General features: G+C 43.3%; 19 protein-coding genes. 12 read left to right on the top strand and 7 right to left on the bottom strand.

Annotation, left to right across the window (positions count from 1 at the left end; translation table 11 throughout):
* Nucleotides 1–3: 3 nt before the first annotated feature.
* Together H150_RS0109085 and H150_RS0109090 are read right to left on the bottom strand one after the other, a co-directional pair.
* Nucleotides 4–1,119, bottom strand: a complete 1,116-nt coding sequence (locus tag H150_RS0109085) for a class II histone deacetylase (RefSeq protein ID WP_019958747.1) — start codon at nt 1,117–1,119, stop codon at nt 4–6.
* A gap of 780 nt (nt 1,120–1,899) precedes the next feature.
* Entirely contained in the window at nt 1,900–3,171 is a 1,272-nt protein-coding gene (locus tag H150_RS0109090; RefSeq protein ID WP_019958749.1) for an amidohydrolase family protein, read from the bottom strand.
* A gap of 606 nt (nt 3,172–3,777) precedes the next feature.
* Here H150_RS0109090 and H150_RS0109100 point away from each other — a divergent pair.
* Entirely contained in the window at nt 3,778–4,848 is a 1,071-nt protein-coding gene (locus H150_RS0109100; protein WP_040755840.1) for a zinc-dependent alcohol dehydrogenase family protein, read from the top strand.
* Nucleotides 4,849–5,449: 601 nt separating this feature from the next.
* Here the strand turns inward: H150_RS0109100 and H150_RS0109110 are convergent.
* Together H150_RS0109110 and ycaC are read right to left on the bottom strand one after the other, a co-directional pair.
* A complete protein-coding gene (locus tag H150_RS0109110) occupies nt 5,450–6,073 on the bottom strand; it encodes an FMN-binding negative transcriptional regulator (RefSeq protein WP_019958753.1) in 624 nt (207 codons plus the stop codon).
* A 153-nt stretch (nt 6,074–6,226) separates the two neighbouring features.
* On the bottom strand, nt 6,227–6,853 hold the full coding sequence (ycaC, locus tag H150_RS0109115; RefSeq protein WP_019958754.1) for an isochorismate family cysteine hydrolase YcaC: 627 nt from the start codon (nt 6,851–6,853) through the stop codon (nt 6,227–6,229).
* A 128-nt stretch (nt 6,854–6,981) separates the two neighbouring features.
* Here ycaC and H150_RS0109120 point away from each other — a divergent pair, with 128 nt between their 5' ends.
* From H150_RS0109120 to H150_RS0109150, 6 genes are all read left to right on the top strand, one after another.
* Nucleotides 6,982–7,893 carry a LysR substrate-binding domain-containing protein gene (locus H150_RS0109120; RefSeq protein WP_019958755.1) on the top strand — a complete coding sequence of 304 codons (912 nt, stop codon included), beginning with the start codon at nt 6,982–6,984 and terminating at the stop codon, nt 7,891–7,893.
* A gap of 149 nt (nt 7,894–8,042) precedes the next feature.
* Nucleotides 8,043–9,287, top strand: a complete 1,245-nt coding sequence (locus tag H150_RS0109130) for an NAD(P)/FAD-dependent oxidoreductase (RefSeq protein WP_019958756.1) — start codon at nt 8,043–8,045, stop codon at nt 9,285–9,287.
* A gap of 469 nt (nt 9,288–9,756) precedes the next feature.
* A complete protein-coding gene (locus tag H150_RS0109135; protein WP_019958757.1) occupies nt 9,757–11,181 on the top strand; it encodes a circularly permuted type 2 ATP-grasp protein in 1,425 nt (474 codons plus the stop codon).
* Entirely contained in the window at nt 11,178–11,777 is a 600-nt protein-coding gene (locus H150_RS0109140) for a hypothetical protein (protein WP_019958758.1), read from the top strand. The genes H150_RS0109135 and H150_RS0109140 overlap by 4 nt, the downstream gene beginning before the upstream one ends.
* Nucleotides 11,774–12,631, top strand: coding sequence for a transglutaminase family protein (locus H150_RS14140; RefSeq protein WP_019958759.1), 858 nt, complete (start codon nt 11,774–11,776; stop codon nt 12,629–12,631). The genes H150_RS0109140 and H150_RS14140 overlap by 4 nt, the downstream gene beginning before the upstream one ends.
* Before the next feature lie 9 nt (nt 12,632–12,640).
* Nucleotides 12,641–13,381: a proteasome-type protease gene (locus H150_RS0109150; RefSeq protein ID WP_019958760.1), complete on the top strand. Its 741-nt coding sequence runs from the start codon at nt 12,641–12,643 to the stop codon at nt 13,379–13,381.
* A 217-nt stretch (nt 13,382–13,598) separates the two neighbouring features.
* On the opposite strand, the gene H150_RS0109160 is transcribed toward H150_RS0109150, so the two are convergent.
* From H150_RS0109160 to H150_RS15125, 3 genes are all read right to left on the bottom strand, one after another.
* Nucleotides 13,599–14,342 (bottom strand): sulfite exporter TauE/SafE family protein, encoded by a 744-nt coding sequence (locus H150_RS0109160; protein WP_019958762.1) that lies wholly within the window; start codon nt 14,340–14,342, stop codon nt 13,599–13,601.
* Nucleotides 14,343–14,383: 41 nt separating this feature from the next.
* The gene (locus H150_RS0109165) at nt 14,384–15,259 is read right to left on the bottom strand and encodes a LysR family transcriptional regulator (RefSeq protein ID WP_019958763.1); all 876 of its coding nucleotides are present in this window, start codon (nt 15,257–15,259) and stop codon (nt 14,384–14,386) included.
* A gap of 219 nt (nt 15,260–15,478) precedes the next feature.
* On the bottom strand, nt 15,479–15,631 hold the full coding sequence (locus tag H150_RS15125) for a hypothetical protein (protein ID WP_019958764.1): 153 nt from the start codon (nt 15,629–15,631) through the stop codon (nt 15,479–15,481).
* Nucleotides 15,632–15,703: 72 nt separating this feature from the next.
* Here H150_RS15125 and H150_RS0109175 point away from each other — a divergent pair, with 72 nt between their 5' ends.
* The 5 genes from H150_RS0109175 (at nt 15,704) to H150_RS0109195 (ending at nt 19,181) form a co-directional block, all read left to right on the top strand.
* Nucleotides 15,704–16,093 (top strand): multidrug/spermidine efflux SMR transporter subunit MdtJ, encoded by a 390-nt coding sequence (locus H150_RS0109175; protein WP_019958765.1) that lies wholly within the window; start codon nt 15,704–15,706, stop codon nt 16,091–16,093.
* 1 nt (nt 16,094) lies between these two features.
* On the top strand, nt 16,095–16,427 hold the full coding sequence (gene mdtI / locus H150_RS0109180; RefSeq protein WP_019958766.1) for a multidrug/spermidine efflux SMR transporter subunit MdtI: 333 nt from the start codon (nt 16,095–16,097) through the stop codon (nt 16,425–16,427).
* 95 nt (nt 16,428–16,522) lie between these two features.
* On the top strand, nt 16,523–17,812 hold the full coding sequence (locus H150_RS0109185) for an NAD(P)/FAD-dependent oxidoreductase (protein ID WP_019958767.1): 1,290 nt from the start codon (nt 16,523–16,525) through the stop codon (nt 17,810–17,812).
* 27 nt (nt 17,813–17,839) lie between these two features.
* The gene (locus H150_RS0109190; RefSeq protein WP_019958768.1) at nt 17,840–18,616 is read left to right on the top strand and encodes a ferredoxin--NADP reductase; all 777 of its coding nucleotides are present in this window, start codon (nt 17,840–17,842) and stop codon (nt 18,614–18,616) included.
* 1 nt (nt 18,617) lies between these two features.
* Nucleotides 18,618–19,181 (top strand): DUF1543 domain-containing protein, encoded by a 564-nt coding sequence (locus H150_RS0109195; protein ID WP_040755848.1) that lies wholly within the window; start codon nt 18,618–18,620, stop codon nt 19,179–19,181.
* The last annotated feature ends 22 nt before the right edge of the window (nt 19,182–19,203 follow it).

Genomic DNA, 19,203 nt, shown 5'->3' on the forward strand with positions numbered 1-19,203 from the left:
TCTTTAAGCCAACAATGAATCAGGAACCGCGCGCAAATGCTGCGTCAATTGGTCAATCCAATCTTTTTGATACGCTTGCAATGCTTGCCCCGGCGTGTTTTTAAAGCCTTCTAAAATCGGGTCTATCGCAGGATTGTCTATGCCCATCAAGGTGGTCATCACTGCCATGCCTAAAAATGGTGTGGTGTTAGGGTTGTAACCGCCTTCGTGCGTGACCAATAAGCGGCCTGAACACAATTTGTCTGCTGCATCCATCAACATTTGTGTCATTTGGCGGTAGCTGTCCGCATGCAACATCATGCGCCCTAACGGGTCTTCGATACTGGCATCAAAACCACACGGCACAATGATTAAATCGGGTTTAAATGCATCCAATGCTGGCAACACAATGGTCTCAAACGCATACAAATACGCACCTTCGCCCGAACCCGGTTGCAATGGAATATTGATATTGCGCCCGATGCCATCGCCTTCACCCACCACCGTCACCGCACCCGTTCCCGCAGGATACAAACCGTCTTGATGCAAAGAAATCGTCAAAGCACGCGCATCATTCAAGAAAATGTCTTCGGTACCATTACCGTGATGCACATCCCAATCGACAAACGCAATACGCTCCAAACCCAACACATCCAAAGCATGTGCCCCAGCAAGCGCGGCATTGGCATACACACAAAAGCCGCAACCGTGATTTTTTTCAGCATGGTGTCCAGGTGGGCGAATCAAGGCATAAGCATTTTGCAAGCGGCCTGAAACCACTTCTTCGACTGCGGCAATGGCACCACCTGCCGAGAGTTTGGCAATGTCAACGGACGCCTTGCCCAAAACGGTTTCGGGGTCAGCGTTACCGCCGACCCCTTGCATGGCCTCGATTTTGTCCAAATATTCAGTTGTATGCACACGCTCTAAATGTTCACGAGTCGCCACCACCGGCTTAATCATCGTCATTTGTTCACTCACGCCTGTGGCATCGAGCAAATTTTTAATCCGACGTTTCGCTTCAGGAGATTCATAATGAATATTTGGCTGCACTGTTAAGCTAGGTTGCATCAAACCTGCATATGCTCCTGTATCATGCCACATGTATAACTCATGCCAAACCAGACCCGTTTTGTTCATCTTTCGCTCCTTAGAGATATGTGGGAAATCAAACGCCTGCTTGCAAAGTGCATTCAAATAATATGCTCAAGTGATATTGATTGTGCAAGAGTGTTCAAAACACAAATTGCGCCAAACATGGATTAAGAATCTGATACAAATCCCTGTCTAAACTCAATGCCATTTTCATGATGTCACAAGATGCCAAAAGCCTGTTTTATTTGATTTTTCGAATAAAAATTTCCCCTCAAGAAACTTGATTTCGTTTTGATGACAACAAAATCCTCAAATATTAAATTCATATTTACATAAGTTTACAAAATATTGTTCAATTCTCGATTCATATCGTTTTGAGTTTTAAGATTTGGTTGCGCATACTTCTCGCTATAAATACCGCCTAATGGAACATTAACAAAAATCGTTAAGGAATATTCTCCTCAAGCCATAAACAAAGCGTCCTGTAATCTTTACAGGACGCTTGATTGTTGTTATCTAAATCAATGTCAAACACATTTACACCCAAAACCATCAATCGGGTTCTGTCACAATGCGCAAAACTTTCTCATCTTTGCAAACAAATTGTCAGCAACAACCAAATCACCTACACACAAAGCCATTCCTTTCCATTCAGACATGCTTGCATCCTCGATATACAATCTAAAAGCAGTGTTTCAATCAATCATACATTTGCAGATTTAATAACGAAAATATCCGCACAAAATGTACGGATATTTTGAATACTCAAACGCTTAAAAATCACAATTCAAGCCAAAACCCATGAAAATTAGATATCTAAATATCTTATTTTTTAAGACGATTGATGATAAGCTCACCATCTTTTACCACTACTTGAACACGCTCCAAAGCCGTAATATCTTGTAATGGATCACCGTCTACCAAAATTAAATCTGCAATTTTTCCTGGCTCAAGCGTCCCCAAATTGTCGGCGCCCAAAGCTTTAGCCCCTTCACGTGTTGCAGACAATAAAATTGTCTTGTTATCAATTCCCTGACCTTTCATGACACCTGTGACCATAGGAATCACTTCTTTTGCAGGAATGCCAGGTACATCAGATGTGAATAAGGGCGTGGCACCTGCTTTTAACATGACCTGAACATTGTTTTTCATAATGTCGTAGTCATTTTTGTCTTTGTCCGTCGCAAAGCCTAATCCAATATAACGTTGCATAAAGCCAAGCGTAATGGCCAGCGGCATTTTTTTCTCACCCAAGACATTTAAATAACGCCCATCCATATCTTTTGTCACAGCTGGCGGATGAATAAACACGTCAACGCCAGCCTCTATCATGGCAGGAACATTTTTTGCATCGGCATTGTGTACGAAAACCTTCAAATCATTTTTATGCGCTTCATCAACAATCGCTTTTAAAGCAGGTAAATTGAATTTTTTCTGATTGGTCACACCATCATACACCACCACATCTGTCTTATAGCCCACCAATTTTTGCACCGAAGCTTGGGCTTGTTTGGGCGTATCAATTGGCAAACGAACATGCTCATTACACCATTTTAAATCCGCACCTGCCAAACCAGCACACGCATAATAATCTCCAGATTGAACCAACACGGGTCCAGCCATAAAAATACGTGGTCCCACAATTTCTCCAGAGGCCACCTTCTTTTTAACCTCATCAATATAAGGCCAAAAATCAATAGGAGACAAAATAGAAGTGACGCCATGTGTTAAATGGTCATGTAGGCGCGTTTTAAGTTCACCATCCATAAAAGCCTTCGCTTCACTGTCATTGCTTGCTGGCATTTTAGGCGGTAAATCATACATATTCCAAAACAAATGCAAGTGGCTATTGATGATACCGGGCATCACTGTTTTGCCTTTGGCATCGATGATTTGATCAGCTTTTTCTTTGCTTCTACCTGTTTCAATGGCTTTGACTTTGCCATCCTCAATAATCACATTCGCATTTTTTATTAGGTCGGAACCCGTACCATCAAATACAGTGGCATTTTTAATGATGAGATCAGCGGCATATGCTGGAGAACTGACCAATGCACTGAGCAACAATGTTTTAAACGCTATATGCTTAATATTCATTTCGTCTCCATCGACCTCATTTTAAGTTTGAGTATGCATTTATGGCTTATAAATAAGCAAAACACCTTAACGGAAAATCAGAGATTGACGGTAGGCAAATGGTTCCATCTTAAGCTTGAATTATGGATGCTTATTTACACATCAGGCTTTGATTACGCTGGTTGTTTGAAACAGAGATTTTGTCATGATGCTTTTTCCATCACATGCTTGATTCTGGCCAAAAACTCACAAATAAAAATAAAAACAATAAATTCAATAAAATATCAATCATTTTACAGCATGAATTTTTTACAGGACGCTTAATATGTGTCCTGTAAAATTTGGTTTGCATGGTGTTGGGCACATCTTGATAAATAATGTCAAATTCATTTTTATTGTCTTATGTCATGGTGTTATTTCTATAAAGCATTTAGACTAAAAATAAATATTATATTCAATATGAATATTTAATTGTATACCAATATTCAAGCAATCATCGCCTTGAACATGTTACGATGGTGTCGTCTTACAAAGCGATGGCAAATAAGCCCAAACAGGTAAGAATATTGAATGTTTGCTGGATTTCGTCTTTTAAAAATTGATTTTGACCAACAAGGAGCAGTTTGTATGAAAGCTATGGTTTACTACGGTGCAAATGACATTCGCTTTGAAGAGCGTCCAAAACCTACCATCATCCAACCAACCGATGCAGTGGTTCGTCTGACCAAAACCACCATTTGCGGTACGGATTTGGGTATTTGGAAAGGCAAAAATCCTGAAATTGCCCAAACTGCCATCGACAAAACAGGTTCTTTCAATGGCCGTATTTTGGGTCATGAAGGCATAGGCATTGTTGAAGAAATCGGCGAAGCGGTAACCAATGTCAAAGTGGGTGACAAAGTCATCATTTCTTGCGTGAGCCGTTGTGGTACGTGCGAAAACTGTCAAAAACAATTGTATGCTCATTGCCGTAACGAAGGCGGCTGGATTATGGGTTATATGATTGATGGTACCCAAGCGGAATATGTGCGCACCCCATTTGCGGACACATCTTTGTATTTATTGCCTGAAAACTTAAACGAAGATGTGGCGGTTTTATTGTCTGATGCACTGCCAACCGGCCATGAAATTGGCGTGCAATATGGCGATGTCAAACCCGGTGATACGGTTGTCATTGTTGGTGCAGGTCCTGTAGGCATGAGTTGCTTGTTGACCGCACAAATGTACTCACCGAGCGAAATCATCATGGTCGATTTGGATGACAACCGCTTGGCGATGGCCAAAGAATTGGGCGCCACCCATATTCTCAATTCAGGCGCAGGCGATGTAGTGCAAGAAGTGATGGCATTGACCGGCGGTCGTGGCGTGGATTGCGCTATGGAAGCTGTGGGTGTGCCTGCTACGTGGGATATTTGCCAACGCGTGGTCAAAGAAGGCGGTCACGTTGCCAACGTCGGCGTACACGGTCAAGGTGTGAATTTTGAGTTAGAGCGTTTGTGGATCAAAAACATCACCATCACCACAGGTTTGGTCAATGCCAATACCACAGGCATGTTGTTAAAAACTTGCTGTTCAGGCAAATTACCAATGGAAAAATTGGCAACCCATTATTTCAAATTTGAAGAAATGGAAAAAGCCTATGACGTGTTCAAACATGCGGCGGAAGAAAAAGCGATGAAAGTGATCATCGATTTTTAATCCAACTTCTGCTTTTCCATGTTGAGCCGAAGCCCACAACAGTGTTGTGGGCTTTGTTTCGTATACACAAGCGGCCTGTAACGCTTTTTCACACCTCATATGCCTATTGCTAAGACGATATTGAAAATATTTATCAGATTCGGACACGTCTTGTCTAAACCATTGCTTATATTTATAGTCAAGCTGATAACACACATACACAACATCACTTTGTATGGCAAACCACATTGCCGCAATGTCAGACTTCATCAATTTAAAAGGAGAACCATTATGCCATTACCACCTAACCCCCCTTTTTTATTTTTGTGCTCACAATGTGATTGGCAAGGTCCTGTCCAAATATCAGATTGCTTTATAGGTCCTATCGATTATTGCCCAGATTGCGAATCACGTTTGGTGCGTACCAACGTGACCAACACAGCCCATTCTATTTCGCTGCGAGAACAGTTTTTTAAATGGTTTTCTAAAAATTAACCGCTCAGTTGTAAACAAAATGCCTGCGTTTTAAAATATTTTTGGCACAGACCCAAACCAGCGTCCTGTAAATATTACAGGACGCTTTGTATCAAACATCATGCTATCGCTCTTAATCAATCACCATTCAGATTGATTTTAAATCCGACATATTATCCGCCAAAACATGTTTGCCACGGCCATACAGTTTTTCGATGACCGCATCAAAGTCTTGTGCTTCACGGTTTTGGCTGAGCTTGGATTGGGCTTCGATTTTGTGAATATTGATTTCCAGCACCGCTAAATACGCTAACTGTTCTAACAAATAGTCTTTGGGCGCATCCGACATTTTCCAAGCCGCTTCGCCATTGGCAACCCGCTCTTGCTTTTTGGTTAACATGCCAACTGCTGCCAATTTGGATTTTTGGTCGGTTAAATATGACACTGTGCCATGAATATGCACTACTTGATAATTCCATGTGGGCACTTTGCGATGATCACGCAATTTGCTTGGATAATCGTTTGCCGAAATATAAGCATTTTCGCCTTGAAACACGCACAAAATTTCTTGTCCTTCTGGTACCGCCAAATGCCAATCACTCGCCACCGCCAAATGCCCCAATAACACCGTGTCGCTTTTCATTAACAAAGGCAAATGAATCGCGCTCAAGCCTGTTGCAGTCTGAGCCACCAAGCATGCCAACGGATAATTTTGTATCAATGCCTGTATGGTTTCAGGACGCACTTCTTGAAATTCAGTCGGAATATACATGTGTGTTTCAATATTTATATAATGACAATTAGCTAATATAATTCATTTTAAATATTACTTCCAACCAAAACCAAACCACATCAAGCGTCCTGTAAAAACAAAAACACCTCTAAAAACTGCTTTTAGAGGTGTTTTTTGATACCGACAATGGCATTATTTGCCTTGTGTCAACATGCTGTAAGAAGTCATCAAATTGCGATAATCAGGAATGTGATTTGAGAACAACGTACCCAAACCTTCTACGTCATTGCGCCAATCGCGGTGCAACTCGCCTGCCGCACCAAACCAAGTCATCAATTGTGCGCCCGCTTGTTCCATACGCGACCATGCTGCATTGCGTGTCATTTCGTTGAACGTACCTGAAGCATCGGCAATCACAAACACTTCATAACCTTCTTCCAAAGCCGACAACACAGGGAACGTCACGCACACTTCGGTCACAACACCGGCAATAATCAATTGTTTTTTGCCTGTGGCTTTGACTGCCGCGACAAAGTCTTCATTGTCCCAAGCATTGATTTGACCTGGACGCGCAATGTAAGGCGCATCAGGAAATTGTGCTTTAAGCTCAGGCACCAAGGGACCATTAGGACCATCTTCAAAACTGGTGGTTAAAATGGTTGGCAATTTAAAATATTCAGCAATGTCTGCCAACGCCAAAACATTGTTTTTGAATTTGTCAGGATCAATGTCACGCACCAACGATAACAAACCTGTTTGGTGATCGACCAATAAAACAGCAGCATCGTCTTTATTCAAGCGAACGTAAGGTTTTGTCATTGTGTGTCTCCTAGTGGGGTAATAGACATAAAGTAAAACGACTAAAGCCAAATCTGACTTTAAATACTATTCTACAGAAAGATACAAAAATATATAATATGGCAATTTTAAGATAAATTGTTGCAAATATGAAACGACAAACCGATTTAAACCAATTGTATTATTTTGTGCAAATTGTCCGTTACAAGGGTTTTTCTGCAGCCAGCCGTGCCATTGGCATTCCCAAATCCAGACTGAGCCGCCAATTGGCTGATTTAGAAGACCATTTGGGTGTCAAATTGATTCAAAGAAACACCCGTTATTTTTATTTGACCGATATTGGCAAACGCTATTTCGAACATTGTGAAGCCATGCTCATTGAAGCTGAAGCAGCCCAAAGCGTGATAGAAACTGCATTTGCAGAACCCTCAGGCATTTTAAAAATCAGCTGCCCTTTACTGTTATTGGATTTACACGTCGGCACCATCGTCACTGAATTCATGCGCTTATATCCTAAAGTCAAAATTGAACTAGAAGCCAGCAACCGTGTGGTGGATGTGATGGCAGAAGGTTTTGACATTACCATTCGGGCACGCTCAGAGATACAGTCCGATGATTTAATTGCCAAAGTATTCAGCCAACGCCAACAAATTTTGGTCGGCAGCCCTGCTTTATTACAGCAATATCGTATTCATACACCACATGATTTACATTCAATCCCTGCTTTGGCATTGAGCAAAGCCCACCAACATTTTTATTGGGATTTTACGCATCCAAACGAAAAAAACATGGTGATCGATTTTGAGCCACTGCTGATAACCACAGACATGCACACCTTGCTTAAAGGTGCATTGGCGGGCAATGGCGTGGTCAAATTGCCTTATTTATTGGTCGAGCCCGATTTAAAACAAGGCACGCTGACGCATATTTTGCCACAATGGTGTTTGCCTCAAGACATCATTCACGCCGTTTATCCTTCTAGGCGCGGTCAATTGCCTACCGTGAAAATCTTCTTGCAACACATGGAAGCCTTTTATGCGCGTATTGAAAACGAACAATAATGCTGCCATTTTGAATCGACTCAATGGTTTGGTTCAGACCCAAAATGTGGATGGTTTCTGACAAGCACGCTGTAATCTGCCGCTATTTATCCGCTAATGCTCACAATATGCTTAGAATACAGCCATCTTTCATTTTTCAAAGCAAACACATGGCAAACAAAACAATCGTGATTGGTGCGGGTATGGTCGGTGTGTGCGTGGCGTGGCATTTGCAACAACAAGGTTTTGATGTCACCTTAATCGACAAAAAAGCGCCAGGCGAAGAAACCTCTTTTGGCAACGCAGGCTTGATTCAACGCGAAGCGATTTTTCCTTATCCCATGCCCAGAAACATGACCGAAATCATGCGGATTTTGCCCAATCAAAGCCCTGATATTCGTTACAGGCCGCTTGCAATGTGGCATTATCGCCATGCTTTGTGGCAATATTTTGTGCATTCTGCACCCCAGCGTTTTGCAACCATTCGCCAAGAATGGGCAAGTTTAATTGCCCATTGCACCGATGCCCATGAAACCATGTTACAGGCCGCTGGTGCAGAACAATGGGTGCGTAAAGTCGGCTGGTTACAATTACACCGCCACGCCAGCAGTTTTGAACACGCCAAACAACATGTACAAGATGGCAACGCTTGGGGCGTGGAAGCTCGATTGCTCAACCCACAAGACATTGCTCAATTAGAGCCTGACTTGAACAGCCAAGTGTTTGTTGGCGGTGTGCATTGGCAAAATGCTTGGCAAGTCACGAACCCTGCGGCTTTGGTCAAAGCCTATGCCGCACATTTTGTCAGTTTGGGCGGCACGATATTACAAGACACCGTCCACAGCCTTCACCATCAAAATCAATGGCATGTTCATACCCAGAACGAACGCTTAACTTATGAACATGCGGTTATTGCCGCAGGACCTTGGTCGCAAGATTTGCTCCATACTTTGGGTTATGAATTTCCGTTGTTCCCAATACGCGGCTACCACCAACATTACACCCTCAAAACAGGCAGCGTCTTAAACCACAGTATTGTCGATGAAGACAGCGGTTTTGTTTTAGGTCCCAAACAAGCGGGCATACGTTTGACCACAGGCGCAGAATTCACCTTAATGGATGCCCCTATTCGCATGGAACAATTGCACGCCACCGAAACCATCGCACGGGGATTATTACCATTAGAAAACGCCCTCGAAACCACGCCTTGGTTGGGTCATAGACCTTGTTTGCCCGATATGAAACCCATCATTGGCGCAGCCCCAAAACATCCAAATTTATGGTTGGCTTTCGGTCATGCACACCAAGGTTTTACCTTAGGACCCATCACAGGTTTGTTATTGGCACAACAAATGAGCGGCCAAGACACATTGATTGACATGCAACCTTTTTCCGCCCAACGCTTTACTGCTTGAGCAAGTCGCTTGATGATTTAAGTCATATCAAAAATGGGTAGCCCATCAATCTACCCATTCCCATACAATTGCAACAATATTCAATCAATATATTGTTTTTAAACATCTTTATACTCACACTGAGCCGTAACTATTTCACCACATTCGCATACATCTTTTTTATTTTGCATTGCAGCAATTCATTTCAGATAAAATCACAGTAAAAATATTGACTTATATTCTTGCTGTATTTCATCCCATCGAACGCTTATCACAAGCTGGCTTTCAAAAGCCAATCCAATATGCCATTTTTTTACAACGTTTAAAAACGGCTTCCTTATACTGAAATCACAGCATGCCAAATGAGCCTTATCCCAGCGCGCTATACAGTTGTTTGATACCGCATTGCAGCCACAATATATTCACATTGTATGCAACCTAAATCATCAAACACCCCTCCATGTTCATTGGCTTGTAGAAAGGATCGATCATGGTCACACAAGGAACGAGTTTCAACGAAGTGGATGCGCTTAAACGCTCATCCCAACATTTTGAAATGATGAAAAATTGGCTGGATACTAACAGCCATTTCAAACTCATGACGCTGAACCAACAGGCCTTGTCTGAGTTTCACCGCAAGGGTGTGACCTTTACGGTTTACAGTGACGCCAAAAATACCGAACGTGTGATTCCTTTTGACATCATTCCACGCATCATTACCCAAGAAGATTGGCGAACATTGGAAAGTGGTTGCAAACAACGCATCCAAGCCTTAAATGCTTTTTTGCACGATATTTACCATGAACAAAACATCATCAAAGCGGGCATTATGCCAGCTGAGCACATTTTAACCAATGAGTGTTTTGAACCATGGATGGTGAATATTGATTTGCCCAATCCGATTTATGCACACATCAGTGGGATTGATTTGATTCGCAGCGATGATGGGCAATATTACGTTTTAGAAGACAATTTGCGCACGCCATCAGGCATTTCTTATTTACTCGAAAGCCGCCAAATCAGCGAGCATTTATTACCCGAATTGTTTGAAGCATTTGACATTGCGCCTGTCAAAAATTATCCCAAAATGCTACTGCAAAGTTTGATTGAATGCAGCAACAAACCACAACCGCTCATCGTTTTGTTAACGCCAGGCCGCTATAACAGCGCTTATTACGAACATACTTTTTTAGCTCGTGAAATGGGCGTGCCTTTGGTCAACAATTACGATTTGTTTGTCGAAGACAACAAAGTTTTCATGAAAACCATACTTGGACGTGAACAAGTCGATGTGATTTACCGCCGCTTGGACGATGCTTATTTAGACCCATTGGCGTTTCGACCTGATTCGATGTTGGGCATTCCCGGTTTGATGAGCGCGTATCGTACAGGCAATGTGATGATTAGCAATGCCCCCGGCACAGGTATTGCCGATGACAAATCGATTTATCCGTATGTCAATGAAATGGTGCGCTTTTATTTGAATGAAGAGCCAATTTTAAAAAATGTGCCTACTTGGCAATGTCGCAAACCCGAAGATTTGGCTTATGTGATGGCTCATTTGGCTGAATTGGTCGTCAAAGAAACCCAAGGTTCAGGCGGCTATGGCATGTTGATTGGACCGCATTCGACTACAGAAGAAATCGAAGCTTATCGCCAACGTATTTTGGCAGACCCTGCTGGCTTTATTGCCCAACCGACTTTGTCTTTGTCTACTTGTCCCACTTGTGTAGAAGAAGGCATTGCCCCACGCCATATTGATTTGCGCCCTTTTGTATTGGCAAGCCCCGAACAAATTCGCATTGTTCCCGGTGGTTTGACCCGTGTGGCGATGCGCAAAAACTCTTTGGTGGTCAATTCCTCACAAGGCGGTGGTGTCAAAGATACTTGGGTTTTACAAGGAGAAGGCATATGAATTTATTGCTGTCCAATGCGTACAATTTGTATTGGCTTGGGCGTTATATGCAACGCACAATCTGTTTGACCGAACGCTTGCGCAACGACCAACAAGCCTCATTATTTCCATTGATGCGCCATGTTGGTTTTCAATCTGCCATTAATCCACACAATTTCAATAGTTATATTACCAATGAAGTGTTGCCCAATTATTTAAGCAAGGTCAATGACAATTTTCAGGCCGTTCGTGGTGTGATTGATTATGAAGCATTTGAATTGTTTCAATTGATGAATCGCTTGAATCAAGCAGGCAGTTTGCAATCGGCTTGTTACCAGTTACAAGCGTGTGAAGCGGCCATGCGCGCTCACCCTGCTCCCATTTGCACCTATTGGATGCTGGGACATGCTTTGGAAACTTTGGACGAACGATTGCGTTTTGGTCAACCACGTGAAAATGACTTTCGAGCTTTGGCCGATGCCGTAACCAATTTACCCAATTACACTGCTTGGGAAGCCTTAAAACAACCTGCGCAAGCTTTGGTTTACTTAGCCAATGGGCAAAAGTTTTACCAATTGACCGAGCAATTGGAAAATATTTTTGAGGACGGATTATGAACATCCACATCCACCACCAAACCACGTATTTTTACGATGACATCAGCAAAAAAAGCATTCAATTATTGCGCATGACGCCACAAAACCTCGACCATCAAAAAGTCTTAGATTGGCAACTAACTTTGCCTGTTTACAGCGAACGAGGCTTCGATGGTTTTAACAATGTGTATAATTTATTGACTTACCAAGACCCGCATCAAGAGCTTAAAATCTTAGCCGAAGGCGAAGTCATCATTGCAATGGGCAATGAATACCAAATTGATGAACATTTACCTGCCTCGGTGTATTTGCGCCAAACCGAACTGACCGAACCGAGCGCTGCTTTATTGAGTTTTGCCCAAGCCTATCAAAGCGGTGATTTAACTGCTTTAAAAGCCTTAAGCCAAGATATTTTAAAACAAATACCCTATCAAAAAGGCATTACCCATGTTGGCACTACCGCTCAAGAAGCTTTTTTAGGTTTGGGCGGCGTATGCCAAGACCATACTCATATCTTTTTGTCTTGCACCCGTGCTTTGGGCATTCCATCTCGCTATGTATCAGGTTATTTGTACAGCGAAGACCAAGAGCATTTGGCCAGTCATGCGTGGGCTGAAGCCTATGTAGATGGCAAATGGTATTTGTTTGACATCAGCAACCAACACACTGCCATACACGGTCATGTGCAATTGGCAGTCGGGCGAGATTACAATGATGCTGCTCCCATAAGAGGCATGCGCCAAGGCGGTGGAATGGAGCGTATGGAATATTCCGTCCATGTGCGCACCAATCCGCAATACCCTGCCCAACAGCAACAGCAACAGCAACAGCAACAGCAACAGCAACAGCAACAGCAACAGCAACAGCAACAATAAGGATACATCATGACGTATTGCGTGGCTTTGAATTTACAGGACGGTATGATTTTTGCCAGTGACACCCGCACCAATGCTGGCGTGGATCATATCTCCACATTCAAAAAAATGTTTCGTTTTGAACGTGCTGACGAACGGGTGATTTTCATTTTGACTTCGGGCAATTTGGCCACATCGCAAGCGGTCATCGAAGATTTACAACAAAACATCCACAACCATGTCGACAAACATGTGTTAAATGCACCAACTTTATTCGATGTGGCTCAATTGATTGGTTTGGCAGTCAGCAGCATTGCCAACAATATGGAACAATTGGGTCACACACAAAATAATGCCATGTTTGGCAGTCATTTTTTAGTGGGTGGTCAAATTCGCGGGCAAGCACCAAAATTGTATTACGTTTATCCCGAAGGCAATTTCATCACCGCAACCGAAGACACGCCATTTTTTCAAATTGGTGAAAGCAAATATGGCAAACCGATTTTAGACCGCGCCGTTCATTACCAAACGCCTTTACAGGACGCTGTTCGAGCGGTTTTGGTATCGTTTGATTCAACCATACGTTCTAATTTATCGGTGGGTTTTCCGATAGATATGGTGGTCTATCCCAAAGACAGTTTGTCCATGCCTGAAGGCGCACGCATTGAGCGAGACGAGCCTTACATGAAAAACATCCGCGAACAATGGGGCGATGGCTTAATCAATTTGTTAAAGCAATTTGACATGCCTCCTGAGCAATATTTGAATTAAATCTTGCCCATATAAACAATGTATCTCTGCCAAACTGCCTCACACCAATCGGTCACCACCATTTTGCTTAGCTTATAAAACCTTAAAACTTTTTTAAAACTACGTTTTAATACATCGTCAGTTTGCATCAACCATTTGACCATCTACCAAGCATGTATTTGAACCAAAGCAAGCGGCCTGTAAGCATTTAGGCCGTGTTTTTGTGATAAAACACGCTTTAAAACAATTGATTGACCAAAAGCAAACCACCACATCCGAACATCAATGCGTTGATGAGGCGGCGAAATTGTACGTCGTTCAAACGGTGAAACAACCACAAACCAATTTGCGAAAATACCAATGTGATGGGCAAAGCCACAGCGAACAATACCAAAGTGTCAGAAGAATAAAATCCTTGGTAAGCGTACAAAGCCATAGCCAAAGCAATGATGACCAAATTATACGGTCGCAATACGGCACTGACTTGGCTTTTAGGCCATGTTTGCAACGCACACCACATCGTCGGAATCACACCCGACAATGCCGCAGCCCCACCTAACAAACCACCAATGAACCCAATCAAAGCATGTGCTGCCGATGGCGACTCTTGACGAAATTGCCACTGCGATGCACACAAACGAAACACACCATACGCCAACATCAACACCGCAATCAACAGTTTGAGCATGTCCGCTTGCACCCATTGCAATGACCATGCCCCTAATGGAATGCCAAACAATGCTGGCAACAAAAACCATGGCAAGGCGTGCGTTCCTTGACGCAAATCGCTGCGAATAGACCACATCGATTGCAAGCCACTGAACACCGACGTTGCCGCTACCAACGCCACCGCTTGCCATGTCGGCATCACATACAGCCAAATGCTCAATGACAATAAAGCCGTACCAAAGCCTGCCAAACCACTGATAAACCCACCTGCGGCGGCACCTGCTATCAAAAACGCCAACAGCTCAATTGTCATTATTGCATTTCCATTATGATTTTAAGCGTCCTTCATTCATGTCACACATCCGACAACAATTCAATAAAGCGTTTTTGTATCCAATGCGCAATTTGGCTCAATTCCCAGCCTTGAAACCACACCATGCGCACCATCAATGGCGGCAAAGTTAAAAACGGACAATCAATTTGTACCAAAGGCTTGCGGTAATTCTCTTCTTCGGCAATGTGCACGGGTAAAATCGCCCAACCCAAATCGTCTGCCACCATTTCAGCCAAACTGTAAAAACTGTCCGAACGCCAAATTTTGGGGCTGTAAGCCGCTTCGTTAACATCTTCGGTGTGCATCACCAACTGGCGGTAACGCACCAACTCTTTCTTGCGCTGTGACACTTCGCTTTGCGTTAATGGATGGTCTTTAGGAACAAACACACCTTGCGCGACAGAACCAATATGGCGTTGATCGAAATAAGATGGTAATGACCCACGAATAAAATGAAACGCGATTTGCGCCCGCCCGTGACGTACATATTGCGCCACTTCGGTTGCCGTGCCATTTAATAAAGTCAATTCTACATCAGGAAAATAATGCCCAATTTCCCGTATCAAACGCCCACTCACCGAATATGGCAAGGCTTCATCCAATGCCAAAGCCAGCTTGGCATCGCTGCCAAAACTCAAAGAATGAGCGCGTCTGTCCAAAGATTGCACTTGGCTGAGCAACTCTTGCGCTTCGAGCAATAAAATTTCGCCAGCAGGTGTTAATCTGACTTGACGGCGCGAGCGGTCAAACAAATCCACACCCAAATCCGCCTCAAGCAAAGCAATAGCAGTACTGACAGCAGATTGAGCCTTGCCCAAACGTCTTGCTGCCTCGCTGAAAGAACCACTTTCTACAGTGGTCACAAATTGTTGTAGCTGATCTAATGTCCATCTCATATTCTCATACTATCTAAAAATCAGATGGATTCCAATTTTTATAATCTAAAAAAGAATGAGATAATGCATTCGTACCACAAAAAATACTCAATATGGGTTAAAAAGGTACAACTTTCAAACCAAATACATTTTAGAAAGGGAAGTAGTCTACTGTGTGATTTCATACAGTAAATGAAGCAGATTATGATGGTCGCCACTTGCGCCAATTCAAGCGTTGTTTCAGCCTATCTTCACACCCATGGTTTCACCCGCATTGCCCTTGTGAGCAATGTCATTTTCACCGGCCAAAACGAGCCATAAATCCTTTTTGTTTTTGCTAAGTACATCGATTCCTATTGGAAACGGCTGCTTTGTTGCGCCTGAATTTTTCATGCGTCAACAAGCTTACAGGACGCTTTTGCGCCTAAAAACAAGGTATACCAACAAAATAAAAAGGGTAACAAAATGATTTATTGGATTTTTTTAGGTTTTTCTATTGTCATGGAAGTCGCGGGTGTGTTGTTGATGCAATACGCCGCCAATCACAACAGTTCTTGGGGCATGGCGCTGATGTACGGTTTGATTTGCGCTTCATACATGTTGTTGTCTGTCGCGGTCAAACGCATTCCTTTGGGTGTCGCTTATGCATTATGGGAAGGCGTGGGCATTGTCTGTATTACGGTATTGAGCGTGTTCTTGTTTGGTGAATCGATGTCGATTCTAAAAATCGTGGGTTTGGGCTTATTGATGTTGGCGATTTTGTTGTTAAAGTCTGGCACCAGCCCAAAAAATCCGAGCCTAGAAACAGAAACCGCTTTGGATTTGTCTTTGAAGCACTCGTTGAAAGAAGCTTAAAATGTTAGAAAATTTCAACATGATGCATTTAATGTGGTTGTTTGCCGCCATTGGTTTGGAAATCGGTGCCAATATTTTATTGAAGATGTCACAAGGCTTTCGCCGTTGGGGTATCGGCACCGCTGCTATTTTGTGCGTCATTGCCGCATTTACTTGTTTATCGTTTGCCGTAGCAGGCATTGAATTGTCAGTGGCTTATGCGCTGTGGGGCAGTTTGGGAATTATCATTACCATGTTTGTTGGCATTTTCTTGTTCGGACAACGCGTCAACGCCAAAGGCTGGGCTGGCATCAGTATTTTATTGGTAGGTATGTTACTGATTAAATTTGCTTAAAACACATTTACAACTCTAATTTACCCACTTGCTATAAGCACTTTAGCTGCTTAGGATGGTCTGCTTACACATCATCCCAATTTGAAAGTGGCAAAATGTTCTATCAATACATCATTATTGGCGGCGGTGCAGGCGGTTTGGAGTTGGCCGCGCGTTTGGGCAGAAAATTCGGTCGCCAATATGGTCGCGACAAAGTGCTGCTCATAGACAAAACCGCTTATCACATTTGGAAACCCACTTTACATGAAGTGGCAGTCGGCACGGTCAATCCGCAACAAGAAGGCTTGTATTACAGCGCCTTAGCAAGGCGCAACCATTTCAGTTTTATGTTGGGCAACGTCATCAAGCTCGATCCTGAAAACAAACAACTGACACTGGCATCTATTTACAGCCATCAAGAACAAGATGAGATGATTGTGCCTGAGCGTGTTTTCTCGTTTGAGCGGTGCATTTTGGCTTTGGGCTGCGGCTCCAACTTTTTCAATACTCTCGGTGCAGAACAACATGCTTATGTATTGGAAAATGTATATGATGCACAAAATTTCCAAGTTCATCTCCTCAACTTGTTTACCAAGTCGGCTTACTCGCCCAAAAAAGTTTTGAATGTCAACATCATCGGCGGCGGTGCCACAGGCGTGGAATTGGCAGCAGAATTGACCGAAGCCTATCAAGAAATTTTACAAACTTTTGGTTCGTCCCAATATTTTGACATCAACATCCATCTGATAGAATCTGCCCCACGCATTTTGGCAGGTTTGCCCGAGCACGTTTCCGCTCAAGCGACCCATGCTTTGCAACAAAAAGGCATTAAAGTTTCGGTCTCTACCCGAGCCGAAGAAATCGGGCGGGATTTTGTGCGCACCAATCACGAAACATTGGATTCAGATGTCGTGGTATGGGCAGCAGGCATCAAAGCCTCGAATAACAACGCTTTGTTTGGTCTGCCCATCAATCGCATCAACCAATTTGAAGTCAATTCACAATTGCAAACCCCGTTTGAAGGCGTGTATGCGATGGGTGATTGTGCGTCCTGTAAGTGGGATGATGAGCGTTATGTTCCCGCTCGTGCCCAAGCAGCACGCCAACAAGCCATTTATTTGCACAAATTGCTTTATGCCCACCATCAACAACAAACATTCACAGAGCCATTTGTCTACAAAGATTCGGGTTCTTTGGTGTCTTTGGGCGATAATAAGGGCGTTGGCAATTTGATGGGCAGTTTGAGTGGTAAAAATTTCTTCATTCAAGGCTTGATTGCGAAATGGATGTACATGTCTTTGCACTTGATGCACCACCAAGCCATTTTGGGTGCCCCAAAAACCTTATTATTGGCGTTCGCACGCTTGGTACACCGCCGTGTTTCAGGACGCTTGAAACTGCATTAACCTATTTAGAAAAACCGAGATTGTTTTATGAACGCACCTGTAGCCGAAAAATTTACCGAAGAAACCGTTTTGTGGGTCAAACGCCACACGCCCAAATTAATGACTTTTGCCATTACCCGTCCTGAAGGTTATCGCTTTAGTGCAGGACAATTTTCACGTTTGGGCTTTCGTGATGGCGAAGGCTTTATTTGGCGTGCTTATTCGATTGTCTCTGCCGAGTACGATGACACTTTAGAATATTTTGTGGTTTTGATTGAAGACGGTCCGATTTCCGCCAAATTTGCCGTTTTACAAGAAAACGACACCATTTTACTCGACAAAAATACCACAGGTTTTTTATTGCCTGAACGTTTTGCCGATGGCAAAGATTTGATTATGCTGGCAACTGGCTCAGGCATTGCACCGTTTTTATCGCAATTGCAGCAAAACGATGTCTACCAACGCTTTGAGCGCATCGCTTTAGTGCATTCGGTTTCGCATGCAGACGAACTGATTTTCAATGAGCGTATCGCCTCTTGGTCAGAACACCCATTGGTAGAAGATTTTCAAGGTCAATTAAGCTTCGTGCCTGTGTTAACGCGCGACCAAGTCGAAGGCACGCTCCATGCCCGTATTCCAACCTTACTGAAAAACGGAGATTTGGCGCAACATTTGGGTTGGGAATTTTCTACCGACACGACCCGTTTTATGGTCTGCGGCAATCCTGAGATGGTCAAAGACACATTTCAAGCTTTGCTAGACATGGGTTTTGCCATGCACCGCAACCGCATTCCCGGTCACATCATCATGGAAAATGGGTTTTAACATGAGCAACAAATTATTCATGGTGTTGTTAGGCGCCACGGTTACAGGACGCTTGATTGAGCAACACGACGTTTTGTTTGCCATAGCAGACGATTTGACCCAATTGATTCCCACGTTTAAAAACGCTTGGCCGAACGCTTCGGTGCATGTGGATGCTTGGCGCGAAGTGTCGTCTGTACAAGGTCATCGCATTCATCTAAGCGATGTGCCCAGCGACAACGATTTGAAATTGTATTTTTTCAATTTGGGCGGTTACGTTCAAGGCGATATGGAAGAACACCATCACAAAGCGTTGGTTGTGGCCAACAACCAAGCGCAAGCCACACAATACATCAAACAATCTGAATTTTACCGAAATCGGGGTTATCAAGGTGCAGAGTCGCACATTGACGACAAATTCGCTGTGGACATTGACGATGTACACGTGGTCAATGATTTGATTGCGGGCAATTCACTTTATTTACACATCAGCCAAGAAGCCGATTTACAGGCCGATGATGTGTGGCAAGTTGGTTATTTGTCGCTGAGCAAACTGGCCAAACGCAAGCCTTCTATTGAGGCATGATTCTAGGCTGCGGTACAATACA

It is taken from the genome of Vitreoscilla stercoraria DSM 513, from assembly GCF_000382305.1.
In the GTDB taxonomy this organism is placed as follows: domain Bacteria; phylum Pseudomonadota; class Gammaproteobacteria; order Burkholderiales; family Neisseriaceae; genus Vitreoscilla; species Vitreoscilla stercoraria.